This is a genomic window from Streptomyces sp. NPDC006624, assembly GCF_040611555.1.
In the GTDB taxonomy this organism is placed as follows: Bacteria; Actinomycetota; Actinomycetes; order Streptomycetales; family Streptomycetaceae; genus Streptomyces.
Window position 1 is genome coordinate 167366 of record NZ_JBEXOM010000010.1, and the last position, 19195, is coordinate 186560.

Sequence of the window (19195 nt, forward strand, 5' to 3'; positions counted from 1 at the left end):
CGCTGTAGGACCGACCACCTCCCGTAGGAGTAAAAGATGCCCCCCAAGGGTCGTCAGGGCGCTGCCAAGAAGGTGCGCCGCAAGGAAAAGAAGAACGTCGCTCACGGCCACGCGCACATCAAGAGCACGTTCAACAACACGATCGTCTCGATCACGGACCCGTCCGGCAACGTGATCTCCTGGGCCTCCGCCGGCCACGTCGGCTTCAAGGGCTCCCGGAAGTCCACGCCGTTCGCCGCGCAGATGGCCGCCGAGTCGGCCGCCCGCCGCGCCCAGGAGCACGGCATGCGCAAGGTCGACGTGTTCGTCAAGGGCCCGGGCTCCGGTCGTGAGACCGCGATCCGCTCCCTGCAGGCCACGGGCCTCGAGGTCGGCTCCATCCAGGACGTCACCCCGACCCCGCACAACGGCTGCCGTCCGCCGAAGCGCCGCCGCGTCTGACGCCGGCGTTTCCAGGGCTTGCTGTGCCTCCGGTCCTTCCGGCCGGGGGTGTGGGGGTTGCCCCCCGCATGTAACAGCCGGGCGGTACGGCTCCGTATAGGGCCGTATCGCCCGTACCCTTGCAGTACCCGCCTCTTTTTGTCGGGGGCGGCTCAAGTCGGGCGTCAAATAGCGGGCGCCCACGACTGAAGGATCTGATCCACACATGCTGATCGCTCAGCGTCCCTCGTTGACCGAAGAGGTCGTCGACGAATTCCGCTCCCGGTTCGTGATCGAGCCGCTGGAGCCGGGCTTCGGTTACACCCTCGGCAACTCCCTGCGCCGGACCCTGCTGTCCTCGATCCCGGGTGCGGCGGTCACGTCCATCCGCATCGACGGCGTCCTGCACGAGTTCACCACCGTGCCGGGTGTCAAGGAGGACGTCACCGACCTGATCCTCAACATCAAGCAGCTGGTCGTCTCCTCGGAGCACGACGAGCCGGTCGTGATGTACCTGCGCAAGCAGGGCCCGGGTCTGGTCACCGCCGCCGACATCGCGCCCCCGGCCGGTGTCGAGGTGCACAACCCCGACCTCGTCCTCGCCACGCTCAACGGCAAGGGCAAGCTGGAGATGGAGCTGACGGTCGAGCGCGGCCGCGGTTACGTCTCCGCCGTGCAGAACAAGCAGGTGGGCCAGGAGATCGGCCGTATCCCGGTCGACTCCATCTACAGCCCCGTGCTCAAGGTCACGTACAAGGTCGAGGCCACGCGTGTCGAGCAGCGGACCGACTTCGACAAGCTGATCGTCGACGTCGAGACCAAGCAGGCGATGCGTCCGCGTGACGCCATGGCCTCCGCCGGCAAGACCCTGGTCGAGCTGTTCGGTCTCGCCCGCGAGCTGAACATCGACGCCGAGGGCATCGACATGGGCCCGTCCCCGACGGACGCCGCCCTGGCCGCGGACCTGGCGCTGCCGATCGAGGAGCTGGAGCTCACCGTTCGGTCGTACAACTGCCTCAAGCGTGAGGGCATCCACTCCGTGGGTGAGCTCGTGGCGCGGTCCGAGGCCGACCTGCTCGACATCCGCAACTTCGGTGCGAAGTCGATCGACGAGGTCAAGGCCAAGCTCGCGGGCATGGGCCTGGCGCTGAAGGACTCGCCTCCCGGATTCGACCCGACCGCCGCCGCCGACGCCTTCGGTGCGGACGACGACGCGGACGCCGGCTTCGTGGAGACCGAGCAGTACTGAGAGCTCGGGCCATCCGGTCCGTACTCGGGCGCGGGTGCGCTGCGGCTTGTCGCGCAGTTCCCCGCGCCTCTTCCGGGAGCGTCCCTTCGGGACTGCTCCCGGATCTCCGACGGGCGACCGCCTGCTCGGATACTGACCCCGGTACCTGATACGGCCGGGGCAGACACCTAGGAGAAACACCATGCCGAAGCCCACCAAGGGTGCCCGTCTGGGCGGCAGTGCCGCGCACGAGAAGCTGATGCTCGCGAACCTCGCGAAGTCGCTCTTCGAGCACGGCCGGATCACCACCACCGAGGCGAAGGCGCGCAAGCTGCGTCCGTACGCCGAGCGTCTGGTCACCAAGGCGAAGAAGGGCGACCTTCACAACCGCCGTCAGGTGCTCCAGGTCATCACGGACAAGAGCATCGTCCACACGCTCTTCACCGAGATCGGCCCGCGCTACGAGAACCGTCCGGGTGGCTACACCCGTATCACCAAGATCGGTAACCGCCGTGGCGACAACGCGCCCATGGCCGTCATCGAGCTGGTCGAGGCGCTGACGGTGGCGCAGGAGGCGACCGGCGAGGCCGAGGCCGCCACCAAGCGTGCCGCGAAGGACAACGAGGCTGCCGAGGCGCAGGTCGACACGACCAAGGCCGAGGAGACCGAGGAGTCCAAGGACGCGTAAGCGTCTGCCGGGGGCCGTGCGTCGGCGGCTGCGGCCTCGTCGTGGTCGTTCGCGCAGTTCCCCGCGCCCCTGAAGGGCGTTGTTGGCGGGTCCGTTCCCTGGTGCAGGGGGCGGGCCCGCTTTCGTGTGGGTGAGAGGATCCTGGGGTGAGTGACGAAGTAGAGGCCGGTTACGTCCGGGTCCGGCTCGACCTGTCGTACGACGGGAGCGAGTTCTCCGGGTGGGCCAAGCAGGCCGGGGGGCGGCGGACCGTGCAGGGGGAGGTCGAGGACGCCCTGCGGACCGTGACGCGGTCGGGGGAGACCTTCGAGCTGACCGTGGCGGGGCGCACCGACGCCGGTGTGCACGCCCGTGGGCAGGTCGCCCATGTCGACCTGCCGCGTGCGGTGTGGGCCGAGCACCGGCAGAAGCTGCTGAAGCGGCTCGCCGGGCGGCTGCCCCGGGACGTGCGGGTCTGGGCGCTCAGGGAGGCGCCGAGCGGGTTCAACGCGCGGTTCTCGGCGGTGTGGCGGCGGTACGCCTACCGGGTCACCGACAACCCGGGGGGCGTGGACCCGCTGCTGCGGAACCACGTGCTGTGGCACGACTGGCCCCTCGACGTCGACGCCATGAACGAGGCGGCCCGGGGGCTGCTGGGCGAGCACGACTTCGCCGCCTACTGCAAGAAGCGCGAGGGGGCCACCACCATCCGGACGCTCCAGGAGCTGAGCCTGGTGCGCGGGGACGACGGGATCATCACCGCCACGGTGCGGGCCGACGCCTTCTGCCACAACATGGTGCGTTCGCTCATCGGGGCGCTGCTGTTCGTGGGCGACGGGCACCGGCCCGCCGACTGGCCGGGCAAGGTGCTGGCGGCCGGTGTGCGGGACTCGGCCGTGCACGTCGTCCGGCCGCACGGACTGACGCTGGAGGAGGTCGGCTACCCGGCCGACGAGCTGCTCGCCGCGCGCAACAAGGAGGCGCGCAACAAGCGGTCGCTGCCGTCGGCGGGGTGCTGCTGAGGGGCTTGCGCGGTGCCTCACCGGTCAGCGGCGTCCCAGGCCGTGACCAGAGTGGACAGGGCCCGCGTGGCGGCCCGGGCGTCGGCGCCGTCGCCACGCGCGTCGGCGGAGAGCTCCACGTGGAGGAACCGGGCGTGGTGGCGCTCAGCGGTCCTGCCCTGGATGTTGGTGGTGCCTTCCAGGGGGCAGCGGGCCGACCAGCCCCGGCACACCCGCAGCCCGTCGGCCTCCATGCCGTCGGCCAGGGCGGCGGCCTCGGTGAGGGTGCGCCGCGCGGCTCCGGTGGACAGGACGGCCTCGTAGGGGCGGTGTGACTCCTTGGCGAAGCCGTGCAGCTGCACCCCGGGCACGTCGCGCTTCTGGAGTTCCACGACGACGGTGTGGAACATGCTGTCCTCCTGGTGGGCGACGTCGGCGGCGTCCCGTCGGCCGGCCTCGCGGTGCGCGCCGGCCAGGACCAGTGAGCCGCCGGGGTTGTCCTCCAGGAGCCGGACGCCGAGGCGCTCGGTGTCCCGGTCGGAGACCGGGTGGGGGACCTGGACGTTCCAGCGGACGTCGGAGTCGGCGGTCAGGTAGAGGCGTCCCCAGCGCTCGGCCTTGCCCGGGCGGGCGGCGGCGATCTCGTCGTACCTGCGACCGGACTCGGTGTCGGTGAGGTGGTTCAGCTTGAGACCGAGGGGGGCGAGCAGCCGTCCGGCCTTCGTGGCGTCGCCGTCCAGGAGGCGGCCGACGGCCTCGGCGACGTGCTCGCGCTGGGTGCCGTCCGGTGGGGTGTAGGCGTCGTCCGGCTTCAGGTCCGCCGTGTACGTGAGGATCCTGTCGCGGAGGTCCACCAGCTCCCGGGCGGGCGGAATGGCATCGTCCGTTGACCGGTCCGTGGTCGACTGGCAGCCGAACAAGGCCAAGACGAGTCCGACTTGGGCAACAATGCGAGTCAAATGTGACTGTCTTGTGATGGCAGTGTCCGTGGTGCGTGTGTGGCCCATGTAAACATGATGCGGTGACATTTCGTAATCCTCTCCGGATCGCTCGGGCGGCGACGGCCTTCGCGGCCACCCTCGCCGTGACGAGCGCGTGCACCTCCTCGGCTTCCACGCCGCAGGTGAAGCCAGGCGGGCGCTCTTTCACCGTGGCCGCCACCGGTGACGTGCTGATCCACCCCGAGCTGGTCGACCAGGCCGCCAAGGATGCCAAGAAGACCGGCAGGGGAGAGGCCGGGCTGGACTTCGGACCGCTGCTCGCCGGTGTCAAGCCGGTCATCAGCAAGGCCGACCTGGCCATCTGTCACATGGAGACACCCGTCGGGAAACCGCGGGGGCCCTTCGAGGGGTATCCGGAGTTCCTCGTCCCACCGCAGATCCTGACATCGCTCAAGGACGTGGGCTACGACACCTGTTCGACGGCCTCCAACCACACCTTCGACCACGGTCTGCCAGCCGTACGCCGCACCCTGAACGCCATGGACGAGGCCGGCCTCGGTCACACCGGCTCCGCCCGCACGCCCGAGGAGGCGGAGCGGGTCGCCATCCGTGACGTCGAGGGTGTGAAGGTCGCCCACCTGTCCTTCTCCTGGGAGTCGTTCGCCCATCCGGCGCCCGAGAAGCAGAAGTGGGCGTTCAACAAACTCGGCACGGACGCCATCAGGGAGGCCGAGGCCAAGGCCCGGAAGAAGGGGGCCGAAGTGGTGATCCTCTCGGTCCACTGGGGGGCCGAGCACCACAACGAACCGGGCGTGGGGCAGTTGCGGCTGGCGGAGCGGCTCACCACGGAGACGGGCATCGACCTGGTGATAGGGCACCACGCGCACGTGGTCCAGCCGATCCAGAAGGTGAACGGCACCTGGGTCGCCTACGGCCTGGGCAACCACGTGGCCCGCCACTCCTCGCCCAGCGGGCTCACCGAGGAGGGCGCGATCGGCTGGTTCGATTTCCGTGAGACGACGGACGGATGGGACGTCTCGGCCCGTTACGCCACGACTCTGGTGGAGATCCCGCCCGAGTTGGAGGCCGGCGAGAAGGCGCCCGGCGGCGCGGTCACGGATCACCGGGTGGTGGATGTGCGGCGCGCCCTGAAAGAGCCGGGGGACCTCTCGGAGCAGCGGCTCGCCCGCTACCGGCTGGCGGCCGATCGGACGCGTGGCTTCCTGTACAACCGCGGGGCGCCGGGAGGCGAGGGTCTGAAGGAACTCGAAGTGGAGCGTGACTAGCGCCACAGCGCATCGCCGGGCGGCGGATGCAACCTCGCCGCTGCCCAGGAGTCTTTCAAATGACGGCTTGTCATGCCCCCCGGGTCCTCGGCGGTGTGATCGGCAGACGCCGTCTCCGTAGAGGTCGGAGGAGACCACCGGTGACATCGACTCGTGCCGCACGCCCCGTGAAGCGCGGGCGGCGGCGCAGCCGCAGACGAGCGGACATGCCGCTCCTGGGAGGCATCCGTCCCCCGATAGCCCTGCTCTGCGTGCTCGTGCTCGCCCTCGCGGGCCTCACCGCCAAGGTGCTCGGCCCCGCCGGGGAACCGGTCGTGCCAGAGGCCGTGCGGTCCTCCCAGCAGCACTTCGCGGAGGACGGCGCCATCGCGCTGCGCGCCTCGATCGACGAGCGGGTCACCGACCTGAACCGCACCGCCGCCGCGCTGAACGCCGGGCCGCCGGTGAAGCCCGAGCAGGTCCTGTCCGACCTGGGCAAGACGTACCAGAAGTGGACGGGCACCACCGTTCTGGACCTGCAGAGCGGTAAGGTGCTGGCCGCCAGAGGGGAAACGATTCCCCTCGCATGGCTGGACAAGGAGGTCCTCACCGGCGACCGGGCGCTCAAGCCCCGGATGGTGCGGCTGAAGACCGGTGACGTGCGCCTGATGACCATGGCGGTCCTCGGCTCCGAGGGCAGGTCCCAGCACCTGCTGATCGCGTCCAACAGTCTGTCCGTGCCCGCCATCACCCTGGGCCAGTTCCGCTCCATGGCCGTCGTCGCCACCGGCGGTGAGATCCTCGCCACCGCCGGCTTCGAGCAGTCCGAGAACATCAACTCGGATCAGGGCCGCAAGGAGCTTGCCTGGCTCCAGAAGCAGATGAGCGAGCTGTCGGCCCGGGCGGCCGAGGAAGCCGAGCAGGACCCGATCAGCGCCAGGGAGCCGGGCTCGCACGGCTACCCCGGTGTCAGCGGGACCCTGCTCGGCGAGAGCTACAACGGCCGCACCGCCACAGCCGGTTACGCCTCCCTGGCCTCTTCCGACCCCGAGGAGAAGAAGAGCGTCGGCGCCGGGCTCGGGCTCACCGTCGTGGCCCTGCTTCCCGTGGTCCAGCAGCATGCGGCCACGCCCGGCCGGGAGCTGTACGGGCTGATGGCCGCGGGAGCACTCGTGGTGCTCGGCCTGCTCGCGGCCGCCGTGCTCTGGGCGACCGTGCAGCGGCCGCTGCTGCGGCTGTTCCTGGAGTCTCGGCGGCTGGCCCGGGGCGACCTGACGCGTCCGCTGTCCGTGCCCCGCTGGGGGGAGGCCGCGCGCATCGGTTCCGCCCTGGAGCGGTTGCGCGGGCAACTGGGCGGTGCGGGCGGCGACCCCGTCGGCGGCCGGAACCGCAGGACGCCCTTCGGAGTACGCGGGGCGCTCGCGCTGACCGCCCTACTGCTGTTGCTGTGGTGCGTGCCCACCGGCCTCCTGCTGAACCGCACCGACGACTCCGTCAGCATCCCGGCCTCCATGGTCAACGACCAGCGCGACCGGACCGACCTGATCGCCGACCGGGTGCGCCGGGCGCTCAACGAGGCCCAGGCCGACCTGGTCTCCACGTCCCGGCTGATCGACCCGGACGATGCCGGTTCCGTCCCGGCCCTGCTCGAGGAGACCCTGCGCGAGCACAGCCGGTACCAGTCGCTGTACCTGCTCGACGAGGACGGCGACGTCGTCGCCCGCGCGGGCAGGGAGCCGCGCGCCGGATTCGCCGCCGCGGACGACCTGCCGCTGATCCGGGTCACCGGAAAGGGCGAGAAGAAGCCGGTCGTGCAGGCCGCGGCACCGCTGCCGGACCACAAGGGGACGACCCTGGTCGGCGAGGTCAGGATCGAGTTCCTCAACTCGCTGCTGAAGCGGCCCGGGCTCGGCGAGGTCCGCGTGGTGGACGCCGAGGCGCGGACCCTCGCCGCCGGCGACGGCTTCCTGGCCTTCGAGGAGCTGCCGCGCGAGGCGCTCACCGACCTGGTCAAGGCGGGCAACGTGGTCACCGGTGCGGGCCCGGTCGAGAACGGCCTGCTCATCCGCGAGGGACGCGGGACCACGGTCGCCGCGGCCGCCCCGTTCTCCGGCGGCGGAGTGGCCGCCGACATCGGCTGGACCGTGGTCAGCTGGCAGAACGCCGAGGACTTCAAGATCACCCCGTACCAGCGCGAGGACCGCAGCGTCCTGGCCGGACTGCTCGGTCTGGCCCTGATCGTCGTCTGCCTCGGCTGGGTGTACCTCGTCGTGGCCCGGCCGATGCGGGCCCTGGCGGCCGGTGCCGAGAAGCTGGCCGACGGCGACCTCAAGTCCGTGCTCTACCCGCGCTACCAGGACGAGGTGGGCGCCGTCGTCCGCAGCCTCGAACTGCTGCGTCAGCAACTCCAGGCCCGTAAGCAGACCCAGGCGCGCCGGCTCGTCGAGCCGGAGGCCGGCGTTCGGGGAAGGTGACCCAGCCGTGCTCTATCTGTACTTCGTCCTGCTCACCGGCAGCCTGCTGCTGCTCGTGGCGGGCATCGTGGAACAGCGCCGGCACTACGCCGCCCTGCACAGCATCCCCTCCCGCGTGCTCGTGAACGGCATCCGCGGCAAGTCCTCCATCACCCGGCTGTGCGCCGGGGCGCTGCGCGGCGGCGACCTGGTGACCGTGGCGAAGACCACCGGCACGGCGGCCCGCTTCATCCACCCCGACGCCACCGAGGAGCCGGTCTACCGCAAGTTCGGCATCGCCAACGTGGTGGAGCAGATCGGCATCGTGCGCCGGGCCGCCACCTACCGGCCCGACGCCCTCGTCATCGAGTGCATGGCCGTCATGCCGGCCCTGCAGGAGGTGAACCAGAGCAAGCTGATCCGCTCCACGATCGGCGTGCTGTGCAACGTCCGTGAGGACCACCTCGCCGAGATGGGCCCCACCCTCGACGACGTGGCGCGGTCGCTGTGCCGCTCCATGCCCGAGGACGGCATCTGCGTCACCGCGGAGAAGGAGCGCTTCCACATCCTCCAGGAGGAGGCGGACGCCCGGAACTGCCAGTTGATCTACGCCGACCCGGAGACCGTCACCGACGAGGAACTGCGCGGCTTCAGCTGGTTCACCTTCAAGGAGAACGTCGCCATCGCCCTGGTCGTGGCCGAGCTGCTCGGCGTGGAACGGCAGGTCGCCCTGCAGGGTATGTACGACGCCCCGCCGGACCCGGGCGTGCTGTCCGTCGAGCGCTACGCGACGCCCGAGGGCAAGCGGCTGGCCTTCGCCAACGTCTTCGCGGCCAACGACCCCGAGTCGACGCTGATGAACATCAACCAGCTGCTCGACCTGGGAGCCATCCACCGGCCGCTGAACGTCGTGATCAACTGCCGGCCGGACCGCGTGGAGCGCAACGGCCAGATGGGCGAGATCATCCCCGACCTGCAGCCGGACCACGTCTTCGTGATCGGGCACCCGGCCAAGAGCGCGATCGACGCCATCCCCGCCGAGTGGCGCGACCGCGCGGTCGACCTCGGGGGCGAGCGGCGGTCGGCCGAGGAGTTCATGCCCGCCCTGCTGGGGCGCCTGGCCGCCGACTCCTCCCTGGTCGCCATCGGCAACATCCACGGCCAGGGCGAGGAACTGCTGGAGTACCTGGCCGAACTCCCGGCGGACGAGTCCGCCCCCGCCACCGCCGCCCGGCCCTCGGCCGCGGCCGCCCCGGCCCAGCCGGCGCGCCTCGACCCCTACGCCTCGTACCCCATGGCCTACGAGGAGCGCTACCAGGCCTCCCGCACCCAGGAGATCCCGGTGGTCCGCATCCCGGCCCAGCCGTCCGGGCCGTACGCCGGCGCCGGGCACCACGAGCCCTCCCCCTACCAGCAGGGGCCCTACGGCGCCGCGGACCAGGGATGGCAGTACCGGGACGACCCCTACGGGCACGTCCCGGCCGACGACGGGGGCCGGCCGCCCCGTCCCTGACGTCCCGCGGACGGGGCGAGCCGGCCCGCACGACCGCCGACCGCCCCGCGCCGAACCTGCATCCGTACCCCGTCGCCCGTGCCCGGAGAACCCGTTGACCACCGCCGCCCTGTCCCCCGAGATGGCCGCCCTCGGCATCGCCATCGGCCTGTTCTTCTCGTTGCTGTGCTACCTGACCACCAACCTGTCGCCCGGCGGCATGATCACGCCCGGCTGGCTCGCCCTGACCCTCATCGAGGACCTCCAGCGGGCGGCCATGGTGGTCGGCGTCACCGCCCTCACCTACGCGGGCACCAAGGTCATGCAGCGGCTGGTGATCCTCTACGGCAAGCGGCTGTTCGCCGCGGTGGTCCTGCTGGGCGTGCTGCTCCAGGCCACCGTGATGATCGTGCTCTCGCTGGAGTTCCCGCTGCTGTACGGCAACCAGACCCTCGGCTTCATCGTGCCGGGCCTGATCGCGTACCAGATGGTCCGCCAGCCCAAGGGGGCGACGCTGCTGGCGACCGGCACCGTCTCGCTCATGGCCTACATCGTCGTCGCCGCCGGACTGCTGCTCGGCATCATGCCCACCGTCTGAGAACCGGCGTCCCGGCGACCGAGAACCCAGGAGAGAACACATGGCAGGGAAGAAGAAATCGCGGCCGGTCCTGTCCGGCCTCGTGGTGCTGGGGCTCGTCGCGACCTCCGGCTACCTCACCGTGGAGCTGCGCAAGCAGGAGGACAAGGGCGTCCCGGAGATCACGAACGTCGGCGTGCTCGACGGCTCGGACCGGGCCGGGACGAAGAAGCGCGACGAGGGCGGGCAGAGCTGGTCCCGGCTGGAGAACCCCGCCCGCTCCGTGCTGCGCGGGTCCGACGGCCAGGTCGAAGCGGTGTTCACCGACGGGGCGCGCACCGCGACCCTGACCGGTCCGGCCCGCACCTTCGCCGAGCCCTCCTCGACCAGCTCCAAGGTCTCCACGACCGACTGGGTGCGCCTCATGCCCGAGCCCTGGAAGAAGGGCGCGGACCGGCAGAAGTGGTTCAAGGACTGGTACGCCCAGTACCAGGGCAGCAAGGAGGACGACCTCCTGGCCGTCGCCTTCCAGTACGTCGCGGGCGCCAAGGACAAGAAGGACGAGCGCGGCATCGTCTACGCCGGCGACGCCAACTTCGGTCCGCTCAACGCGAGCGGGGCGGAGGGCGGTGACCTGCGCCTGGAGCAGTCCGACTTCTACGACTACCTCGGCGTGCCCTACCCCTTCCGGGACGGCGCGATCGGGCAGCCGGAGACGGCACGCGCCCGCTCGATCGACTGCTCGGGGTTCATACGGATGGTGTTCGGCTACCGCGCCCGCTACCCGCTGATGTCCACGGACGCCTCCGGTGACGGCCTGCCGCGCACCGCGAACGGCATGGCCCGCTCCGACCGGGGCGCCGACATCCTGCCGCTCACCGGTGTCTCGGCCAAGGACCGGCCCACCGGCATCGACCAGCTCCAGCCCGGTGACCTGGTCTTCTTCAAGCTCGACACACGCACCGCGCAGCGCCTGGACCACGTCGGCATGGTGCTCGGCTACGACACCGAGGGCCACCTGATCTTCGTCTCCAGCCGCGAGGAGGTCAACGGGCCGACCATCGGTGACGTCGGCGGGGTCTCGCGGCTGGACGGCAACGGCTACTACGCCAAGACGCTGCGCAGCGCCAAGCGGCTGTGACCGGTCACCCGGCCGCCGCTGCGGCGGACGCCTGCGCCTCGCCGCGGCGGCGGATCTGGTTGAACGTGTGCTGCTGGAGGTCGTCGCCGGTGCGGAACACGTCGGTGTCCTTCGTGGTGACGTCCTTGCCGCTGGTGAAGCCGGCGTTGGTGAAGTAGGCGTAGCGGCCGTAGGAGTTGCTGGTCGTGCGGCAGACGCCGGACTCGCAGAAGTTCTTCACGCCGCCGCCGGAGAGCGACTTCACGAAGCTCTTCTTGTTGGTCTGGCCCTTGGCCTTGAGCGCCTGCGCCTCGGTGTCGAAGACGGCCACGCCGACCGTGACCGCGATGCCGCCGTTGACGTAGGTCACGCGTATCAGGCGCGTGCAGTCGTTGGCGGTGAGGATCTTGGGGAGGGTGCCGCCGGCCGCCGTGGCGCAGCTGCGGGTGTCGGCGGTGGGGCCCTTCTTGTAGACGGTCCCGCCCATGGTCAGCTGGGTCCCCGGGAAGAGGGTGTCCGGGCTGAGCGGCGCCTTGTCCTTCCTGGCGCTGGCGACGAAGTCCTTCGGGTCCAGCGGGGGCGGGGCGCTGGTCGGGGCGAACGACGGCGCCGAGGCGGTGCCGCTGGGGATGTCCGCCGAGGGCAGGGAGGCAGGGGAGTTCGGCCGGTCGTCGCCGTTGGCCGAGACCACGGCGACCGCCACGGCGGTGCCGATCGCGACGATGCCGAGCGCGCCGCCGCCGATCATCAGCAGCCGGCGTCGCTTGTTGCGGGCCTCGGACGCCTCGGCGAGCGCGGCCCAGTCGGGAGACTGGCCGCCGCCGTTCCACGGCTGCTGCGACTGCGGTTTCCAGGGATCCCACTGGGACTGAGGTCCCCCCTGCCCAAAGCTCATGGGCCGCATCTTAGACGGGACATGGGGTGTGCTGGTCCGGCCGGAGCGGGCCCGGAGCCCCTAGCGTTCCTCCCATGCGGACGGGCAAATGCGACATCTTCGGGTGGTTGGGGCGGCTGCTGCCGGCGGTGGCGCTGCTGGTGTGCCCGTCGTGGTGGCCGCCGCTCGCGACGGCTGCGTGGGCGCCGGTGCTGGTCGGGGTGGTGCGGGCGGTGCGGCGGCCGCGCGGCGGCCGTTCCCCGCTGCGGTGGTGCGCCGGGGTGTGCGCCGATGTGATGCTGTCGTCGGTGTTCCCGTACGGACGGCCGGTGCGGGGCGTGCGGGCGCGGACCCTGCGCAGGGCCGTGACGGTGTGTGCCGCGCTGTGCGCGCCGGGGGTCCGGGGGCGGCGCTGATCCCGCGTTTTGACCCTTGTCGAACGCACCGGTATTCTGCTTGTTCGTTGTGTATTGGCTTGCTCATTCTCACGGGACGGGCCCTTACACCGGTCCACCGGGCCGATGACCAGCGACCCCACGTACGCGGTATGCGTCGCCGCAGTGCGGTCCAGGCTGTCGTGATCGTTTCGGTGACCTTGTCAGGACCATTCACTCGAAGCGAAGGCTACGAACCGTGCGTACGTACAGCCCCAAGCCCGGCGATGTGACGCGCCAGTGGCACGTCATTGACGCTCAGGACGTCGTCCTGGGCCGTCTCGCCTCCACCGCAGCGACCCTTCTCCGGGGCAAGCACAAGCCGATCTACGCGCCGCACGTCGACACTGGTGACTTCGTCATCATCATCAACGCCGACAAGGTGCACCTCTCCGGCAACAAGCGCACCCAGAAGATGGCGTACCGCCACTCCGGCTACCCGGGTGGTCTGCGCTCCGTCCGTTACGACGAGCTGCTCGACAAGAACCCCGAGAAGGCCATCGAGAAGGCCGTCAAGGGCATGCTCCCCAAGAACACTCTGGGCCGTCAGATGCTCTCGAAGCTGAAGGTCTACAAGGGTGACCAGCACCCGCACGGCGCGCAGCAGCCGCAGCCGTACGAGATCACCCAGGTCGCGCAGTAAGTCCGGCCACCCCCTAAGACTGAAGAGAATCTGAGGAGAATCGTGGCCGAGACCACTGCCGAGCAGCCGCTCGAAGAGCTTGACATCGACAGCTACACCACCGAGTCCGAGGTTCCCGTCGAGGGCGAGTACACCTCGGAGTCCATGGCTTCCCGCTTCGGCGAGCCCCAGCCGGCCGCCGGCCTGGGCCGTCGCAAGAACGCCATCGCCCGTGTCCGGATCGTCCCGGGCACCGGCAAGTGGAAGATCAACGGTCGCACCCTCGAGGACTACTTCCCGAACAAGGTGCACCAGCAGGAAGTCAACGAGCCGTTCAAGGTCCTCGAGCTCGAGGGCCGCTACGACGTCGTCGCCCGCATCGCCGGCGGCGGTGTCTCCGGTCAGGCCGGTGCGCTCCGTCTCGGTGTCGCCCGCGCGCTGAACGAGGCCGACGTGGACAACAACCGCGGTCCGCTGAAGAAGGCCGGCTTCCTCCGCCGCGACGACCGTGCGGTCGAGCGCAAGAAGGCCGGTCTGAAGAAGGCCCGCAAGGCCCCGCAGTACAGCAAGCGCTAATCGCGCCCGCTGTCTTCGCAACGAACGCCCCGGCTGCACGAATCGTGCTGCCGGGGCGGTTCGTTTACACAACCCCTACAGCTCCCGGACAGTGTCAGGGAGGCACTCGGGGGTGTGAGCCGCACTCTCTTCAGCAATACGGAGGACAGCACAGTGGGACGACTCTTCGGCACGGACGGCGTGCGCGGTGTCGCCAACGCGGATCTGACGGCGGAGATGGCCCTGGGCCTCTCCGTGGCCGCGGCGCACGTACTGGCCGAGGCGGGCACGTTCGAGGGGCACCGGCCGACCGCGGTCGTCGGGCGTGACCCGCGCGCGTCCGGGGAGTTCCTGGAGGCCGCCGTGGTGGCGGGCCTCGCCAGCGCCGGAGTGGACGTGCTGCGGGTCGGCGTGCTGCCGACGCCCGCGGTGGCCCATCTGACCGGCGAGCTCGGAGCCGACCTCGGTGTGATGCTCTCCGCGAGCCACAACGCCATGCCCGACAACGGCATCAAGTTCTTCGCCCGCGGTGGTCACAAGCTCGCCGACGAGCTGGAGGACCGGATCGAGTCCGTCTACGAGGAGCACCGCACCGGCGCCCCGTGGGACCGGCCGACCGGCGCCGGCGTGGGCCGCGTCCGTGAGTACGACGAGGGCGTCGACCGGTACGTCGAGCACCTGCTGGGCGTCCTGCCGAACCGGCTCGACGGGCTGAAGGTCGTCCTCGACGAGGCGCACGGCGCCGCCGCCCGGGTCTCGCCCGAGGCGTTCCAGCGGGCCGGTGCCGAGGTCGTCACGATCGGTGCCGAGCCGGACGGGCTCAACATCAACGACGGGTGCGGCTCGACCCACCTGGACAAGCTGAAGGCGGCCGTCGTCGAGCACGGCGCGGACCTCGGCATCGCGCACGACGGGGACGCCGACCGGTGCCTCGCCGTCGACCACGCCGGTGACGAGGTGGACGGGGACCAGATCCTGGCCGTGCTCGCGCTGGCCATGCGGGAGCGGTCCACACTGCGGTCGGACACCGTGGTGGCGACGGTGATGTCCAACCTGGGCTTCAAGCTCGCCATGGAGCGCGAGGGCATCCAACTGGTGCAGACCGCCGTGGGCGACCGGTACGTGCTGGAGGAGATGAAGCAGCACGGTTACGCGCTCGGCGGCGAGCAGTCCGGGCACGTGATCGTCCTCGACCACGCGACGACCGGCGACGGCACGCTCACCGGCCTGATGCTGGCGGCCCGGGTGGCCGGGAGCGGGCGTCCGCTGAAGGAGCTGGCCGCGGTCATGGAGCGGTTGCCGCAGGTGCTGATCAACGTGCCGGACGTGGACAGGTCCCGGGTGGGGACCTCCGCGGAGCTGTCGGCCGCCGTCGCGGACGCGGAGCGGGAGCTCGGGTCGACGGGGCGGGTGCTGCTCCGGCCGTCGGGCACCGAGCCGCTGGTGCGTGTGATGGTCGAGGCGGCGGACATCGAGCAGGCCCGGTCCGTGGCCGGGCGGCTGGCCGACGCGGTGAAGTCCGCGCTGGGCTGACGGCGGGCCGGGGCCGGGAGGGTGCGCGGGCCGCGCACCCTCCCGGCCTCTTCCCTTACGTCTGCGGCGTGTTGCTGCGCTGCCGGGACCAGAGCCACTTCTGGGCCAGCAGCGTCAGGGTGCCCGCGAGCGTGATGCCCAGCAGGTTCAGCAGGAGCTGCTGGGTGGAGCCCCAGGTCTGGGCCGTGTCGCCGTAGCTCAGGGCCACGGCCGCGTTCGCCGCCGCCGGGATCGTGGTCACCGAGATGGCCACGCCCACCAGGGCGCCCGACTTGGCCGAGGTCAGGGAGAGGGTGCCGGCGGTTCCGGCCAGCACGGCCACGACGAAGGACAGCCAGTCCGGGGCGTAGATGAAGCCGGTGTTGGGGCGCTCCGCTTCCAGCCGGGCCTCGGTGAACAGGTCGACGGCGTCCATGAACAGGCTGAAGGCGACCGTCACCGCCATCGCCGCCGCGAAGCCCACCAGCAGGGCGATCAGGGAGCGCAGCGCCAGGCGCGGCCGGCGTCGCACGATCGCGGTGCTGATGCCGGCCAGGGGGCCGAACTCCGGGCCCACGGCCATCGCTCCGACGATCAGGATCGCGTTGTCCAGGACCACGCCGCAGGCCGCGATCATCGTGGCGAGCGTGATGAAGGCCAGGTACGTGACGGAGAGCGTGGACTCCTCGTGCGTCTCGTCGGTCAGGTGCTCCCACAGGACCGCGTCCGCGCCCTCGCCGGGTGCCTCGGCCTCGGCCCGGTCGGCCCGGTCGGACAGGGACAGGTCGATGCTCTCGACGGCGATGGAGCCGCTGGAGTCGAGGCCGAGTTCGCGCAGCCTGCCGAGGAGTTCGTCGCCGGCCTCGCGTGCCACGTCGCACATGACGACGTCCCCCGCCGGGCTGCGGGCGGTGTCCGGCAGGACGACGAGGTGGGTCGTGCCGACCGTCTCGTCGAGCAGCCGCAGCACCTCGTCGGTCCTGTCGGACGGCGAGATCAGGCGCAGGTGAAGCATGGCGACCATCTGTCAGGGCCTCTTTCCGGACGTCACAGTTTGCGCAGGCTGAGCCGCTGCACCTTGTGGTCCGGGCCCTTGCGCACCACGAGGGTGGCACGGCCGCGGGTGGGGGCGATGTTCTCCACCAGATTGGGCCGGTTGATCGTGCGCCACATCGTCCGGGCGTAGTCGAGCGCCTCCTCCTCCGAGACCTGGGTGTACTTGCGGAAGTACGACGACGGGTTCTGGAAGGCGGTCGCGCGCAGCTTGCGGAAGCGGTTGAGGTACCAGCGCTCGATGTCGTCGACGCGGGCGTCGACGTAGACGCTGAAGTCGAAGTAGTCGGCGAGGCCGACGCGGGTGCGGCCGTCCTTGCCGGGCAGGGCGGGCTGCAGGACGTTCAGGCCCTCGACGATCAGGATGTCGGGGCGGCGGACGCTGAGCCGCCTGCCGGGGACGATGTCGTAGATCAGGTGGGAGTAGACGGGGGCCGTGACCTCGTCCTTGCCGGCCTTGATGTCGGCGACGAAGCGGGTCAGGGCGCGGCGGTCGTAGGACTCGGGGAAACCTTTCCGCGACATCAGGCCGCGGGCCTGGAGCTCCTGGGTGGGCAGCAGGAAGCCGTCGGTGGTGACCAGTTCCACGCGCGGGTGCTCGGGCCAGCGCGACAGCAGCGCCTGCAGGAGGCGGGCGACCGTCGACTTGCCCACCGCGACCGAGCCGGCGACGCCTATCACGAACGGGGTGCCGGACTGCGAGCCCTGCTCGCCGAGGAAGGTGTTGAGGGCGCCCCTGAGGCCGTCCGTCGCCCCGATGTACAGGTTGAGCAGGCGGGACAGCGGCAGGTAGATGTCCCGCACCTCGTCGAGGTCGATCACGTCGCCGAGACCGCGCAGCTTCTCGACCTCCTCGGCGGTGAGCGGCAGCGGCGTCTTGTCGCGCAGCGCGCTCCACTCGGCTCGGGTGAGGTCGACGTAGGGAGTCGCCTCCGGCCGCTGCCGGTGGGCGCTCCGGGGCATCGGGGAGACCGGAGAGATCACAGTCCATTGTTACGGGCGGACGAACGGACCGTGAGGTGGGATCCGTCACCCGAGCCCCGCCGGACCGGGCATACCGGAGAAAACCGGCCAAGGGGAGGAATGTCAGTGGTGTGCGTCACAGTTGTGGGAAGGGTGGGCCCAGGCCGGGGCCCACGGACCCCAGAGGTGACCCATGACGTACGCGATAGAGGCGGAAGGCCTGGTCAAACGGTTCAAGGACACCGAGGCGCTGGCCGGCGTGGACCTGGCGGCCCGCAAGGGCACGGTGCTCGGCCTGCTGGGGCCCAACGGCGCGGGCAAGACCACCGCCGTACGGATCTTCGCCACGCTGCTCCGCCCCGACCGGGGCAGGGCCCACGTGGCGGGCCACGACGTGGTCCGGGACGCCGGGGTGGTGCGTGCCATGGTCGGGCTGACCGGGCAGTACGCGGCGGTCGACGAGAACCTGACCGGCACGGAGAACCTGCTGCTCATCGGGCGGCTGCTGGGCATGCCGCGCCGGGAGGCCAAGGCGCGGGCCGGAGAGCTGCTGGAGCGCTTCCAGCTGACGCACGCGGCCGGACGGGCCGCCAAGACCTTCTCCGGAGGCATGCGCCGGCGGCTGGACCTCGCGGCCAGCCTGGTGGGACGGCCCAGCATCCTCTTCCTCGACGAACCGACCACGGGCCTCGATCCGCACAGCCGCGGTGAGCTGTGGGACCTGCTGCGCGGCCTGGTCGCGGACGGGGCGACCGCCCTGCTGACCACGCAGTACCTGAACGAGGCCGATGTGCTCGCCGACGACATCGTGGTGATCGACAAGGGCCGGGTGATCGCCGAGGGCACGCCCGACCGGCTGAAGGCCCAGGTCGGCGGGCAGGTGCTGGAGCTGCGGCCGATCCTCGGGCAGGACCTGGCCCGGGCGCACGCGCTGGTGGCCGCGGCCGCCGGGCCGAAGGCCCGGATCGAGGGCGAGACGATCACCGCCCCGGTGAAGGACCCCGAGCTGATGCCGGCCGTCGTACGGGCGCTGGACCGGGAGGGGATCGCGGTGGGCGAGCTGGCCCTGCGCCGCTCCTCGCTCGACGAGGTCTTCCTCGCCCTGACGGGCCACCGCGCCGAACCCGGCGAGGAGCAGGAGGACGGCGAGGCGGCCGTCCGCGACGACGAGCTGGAGAGGGCGGTGAGCCGGCCATGACCGCCACCACCGTCACGGCACCGGTCACCGGGTCGGGCCGGGTGCCGCCCCTGGCCGGGGTGCGGCAGACCTTCACCATGGCCTGGCGGAGCCTGGTCGCCGTCAAGCACAACCCGCTCGAACTGGTCGACTACAGCATCACGCCGATCATGTTCGTGTTCCTGTTCACCTATGTGCTGGGCGGGCAGATGGCCGGGTCGCCCGAGGCGTACCTGAAGTACGCGCTGCCCGGGATCATCGTGCAGAACACCCTGTTCATGACGATGTACACGGCCATGGCGCTCAACACCGACCTCACCAAGGGCGTCTTCGACCGGCTGCGCAGCCTGCCCATCGCCCGCTCGGCGCCGCTGATCGGGCGGATCACGGCCGACCTCGCCAAGCACATCTGGGCGATGGTGCTGATGATCTGCCTCGGACTGGCGCTGGGCTTCCGGGTCACCGGCGGGTTCGGCGGGTTCCTGCTCGGCGTGCTGCTGGTGGTGGTCTTCGCCGCCGCGGTGTCCTGGTGCGCGGTGCTGATCGGGATGCTGGCCGGGGACGCGGAGAAGGTGCAGGCGTTCGCCTTCACCCTCATCTTCCCGATCACCTTCACCAGCAGCGCCTTCGTGGTCGTCGACACCATGCCGGGCTGGCTCCAGGCGTGGAGCGACGTCAATCCGGTCACCCATCTGTCCGACGCGTTCCGCGGGCTGCTGCTGGGCGGGGCGGTGGCGGAGCCGGTGCTGTGGTCGCTGGTGTGGGCGGCCGGGATCGCCCTGGTCTTCTATCCGTTGGCCATGAGGGCGTACCGCGCGAAGGTCTGATCTCACGGGATCAG

The 19195-nt window shown here is 70.8% G+C and carries 19 protein-coding genes; 15 read left to right on the plus strand and 4 right to left on the minus strand.

The annotated features are described in order from the left end of the window. Positions 1 to 36 precede the first annotated feature (36 nt). From rpsK to truA, 4 genes are all read left to right on the plus strand, one after another. Positions 37 to 441, plus strand: coding sequence for a 30S ribosomal protein S11 (gene rpsK / locus ABZY20_RS20470; protein WP_003956432.1), 405 nt, complete (start codon positions 37 to 39; stop codon positions 439 to 441). Positions 442 to 646: 205 nt separating this feature from the next. Then, positions 647 to 1669, plus strand: coding sequence for a DNA-directed RNA polymerase subunit alpha (locus tag ABZY20_RS20475; RefSeq protein WP_003966937.1), 1023 nt, complete (start codon positions 647 to 649; stop codon positions 1667 to 1669). A gap of 181 nt (positions 1670 to 1850) precedes the next feature. Continuing rightward, positions 1851 to 2336, plus strand: coding sequence for a 50S ribosomal protein L17 (gene rplQ, locus ABZY20_RS20480; protein ID WP_356442908.1), 486 nt, complete (start codon positions 1851 to 1853; stop codon positions 2334 to 2336). A gap of 146 nt (positions 2337 to 2482) precedes the next feature. After that, on the plus strand, positions 2483 to 3337 hold the full coding sequence (gene truA / locus ABZY20_RS20485; RefSeq protein WP_356442909.1) for a tRNA pseudouridine(38-40) synthase TruA: 855 nt from the start codon (positions 2483 to 2485) through the stop codon (positions 3335 to 3337). 17 nt (positions 3338 to 3354) lie between these two features. On the opposite strand, the gene ABZY20_RS20490 is transcribed toward truA, so the two are convergent. Continuing rightward, on the minus strand, positions 3355 to 4170 hold the full coding sequence (locus ABZY20_RS20490) for a hypothetical protein (RefSeq protein WP_356442910.1): 816 nt from the start codon (positions 4168 to 4170) through the stop codon (positions 3355 to 3357). Between the two features lie 230 nt (positions 4171 to 4400). Between ABZY20_RS20490 and ABZY20_RS20495 the strand changes: the two genes are divergently transcribed. From ABZY20_RS20495 to ABZY20_RS20515, 5 genes are all read left to right on the plus strand, one after another. Continuing rightward, positions 4401 to 5543 (plus strand): CapA family protein, encoded by a 1143-nt coding sequence (locus tag ABZY20_RS20495; RefSeq protein WP_356443010.1) that lies wholly within the window; start codon positions 4401 to 4403, stop codon positions 5541 to 5543. Positions 5544 to 5749: 206 nt separating this feature from the next. Further along, positions 5750 to 7996: a HAMP domain-containing protein gene (locus ABZY20_RS20500; protein WP_356442911.1), complete on the plus strand. Its 2247-nt coding sequence runs from the start codon at positions 5750 to 5752 to the stop codon at positions 7994 to 7996. A 7-nt stretch (positions 7997 to 8003) separates the two neighbouring features. Continuing rightward, the gene (gene pgsB, locus ABZY20_RS20505) at positions 8004 to 9488 is read left to right on the plus strand and encodes a poly-gamma-glutamate synthase PgsB (protein ID WP_356442912.1); all 1485 of its coding nucleotides are present in this window, start codon (positions 8004 to 8006) and stop codon (positions 9486 to 9488) included. Between the two features lie 94 nt (positions 9489 to 9582). Continuing rightward, the gene (locus ABZY20_RS20510; RefSeq protein WP_356442913.1) at positions 9583 to 10065 is read left to right on the plus strand and encodes a poly-gamma-glutamate biosynthesis protein PgsC/CapC; all 483 of its coding nucleotides are present in this window, start codon (positions 9583 to 9585) and stop codon (positions 10063 to 10065) included. Between the two features lie 40 nt (positions 10066 to 10105). Then, complete coding sequence (locus tag ABZY20_RS20515; protein WP_356442914.1) at positions 10106 to 11185, plus strand: NlpC/P60 family protein; 1080 nt, start codon at positions 10106 to 10108, stop codon at positions 11183 to 11185. Positions 11186 to 11189: 4 nt separating this feature from the next. On the opposite strand, the gene ABZY20_RS20520 is transcribed toward ABZY20_RS20515, so the two are convergent. Beyond that, complete coding sequence (locus ABZY20_RS20520) at positions 11190 to 12059, minus strand: hypothetical protein (protein ID WP_356442915.1); 870 nt, start codon at positions 12057 to 12059, stop codon at positions 11190 to 11192. Positions 12060 to 12133: 74 nt separating this feature from the next. Here ABZY20_RS20520 and ABZY20_RS20525 point away from each other — a divergent pair, with 74 nt between their 5' ends. The 4 genes from ABZY20_RS20525 to glmM all read left to right on the plus strand — a co-directional run bounded on the left by ABZY20_RS20525 (position 12134) and on the right by glmM (position 15182). Beyond that, positions 12134 to 12454: a hypothetical protein gene (locus ABZY20_RS20525; protein ID WP_356442916.1), complete on the plus strand. Its 321-nt coding sequence runs from the start codon at positions 12134 to 12136 to the stop codon at positions 12452 to 12454. 217 nt (positions 12455 to 12671) lie between these two features. Continuing rightward, positions 12672 to 13115 (plus strand): 50S ribosomal protein L13, encoded by a 444-nt coding sequence (gene rplM / locus ABZY20_RS20530; RefSeq protein ID WP_086737897.1) that lies wholly within the window; start codon positions 12672 to 12674, stop codon positions 13113 to 13115. A 42-nt stretch (positions 13116 to 13157) separates the two neighbouring features. Continuing rightward, on the plus strand, positions 13158 to 13670 hold the full coding sequence (rpsI, locus tag ABZY20_RS20535; RefSeq protein WP_031118774.1) for a 30S ribosomal protein S9: 513 nt from the start codon (positions 13158 to 13160) through the stop codon (positions 13668 to 13670). Positions 13671 to 13823: 153 nt separating this feature from the next. After that, positions 13824 to 15182, plus strand: a complete 1359-nt coding sequence (gene glmM, locus ABZY20_RS20540) for a phosphoglucosamine mutase (RefSeq protein ID WP_356442917.1) — start codon at positions 13824 to 13826, stop codon at positions 15180 to 15182. A gap of 55 nt (positions 15183 to 15237) precedes the next feature. Here the strand turns inward: glmM and ABZY20_RS20545 are convergent, their stop codons facing one another. Together ABZY20_RS20545 and coaA are read right to left on the minus strand one after the other, a co-directional pair. Beyond that, positions 15238 to 16176, minus strand: a complete 939-nt coding sequence (locus ABZY20_RS20545) for a DUF389 domain-containing protein (RefSeq protein ID WP_356443011.1) — start codon at positions 16174 to 16176, stop codon at positions 15238 to 15240. Positions 16177 to 16208: 32 nt separating this feature from the next. Continuing rightward, positions 16209 to 17177: a type I pantothenate kinase gene (coaA, locus tag ABZY20_RS20550; RefSeq protein ID WP_356442918.1), complete on the minus strand. Its 969-nt coding sequence runs from the start codon at positions 17175 to 17177 to the stop codon at positions 16209 to 16211. A 193-nt stretch (positions 17178 to 17370) separates the two neighbouring features. Between coaA and ABZY20_RS20555 the strand changes: the two genes are divergently transcribed. Beyond that, entirely contained in the window at positions 17371 to 18375 is a 1005-nt protein-coding gene (locus tag ABZY20_RS20555; protein WP_356442919.1) for an ATP-binding cassette domain-containing protein, read from the plus strand. Continuing rightward, on the plus strand, positions 18372 to 19181 hold the full coding sequence (locus ABZY20_RS20560) for an ABC transporter permease (protein ID WP_356442920.1): 810 nt from the start codon (positions 18372 to 18374) through the stop codon (positions 19179 to 19181). The genes ABZY20_RS20555 and ABZY20_RS20560 overlap by 4 nt, the downstream gene beginning before the upstream one ends. Positions 19182 to 19195: the final 14 nt, after the last annotated feature.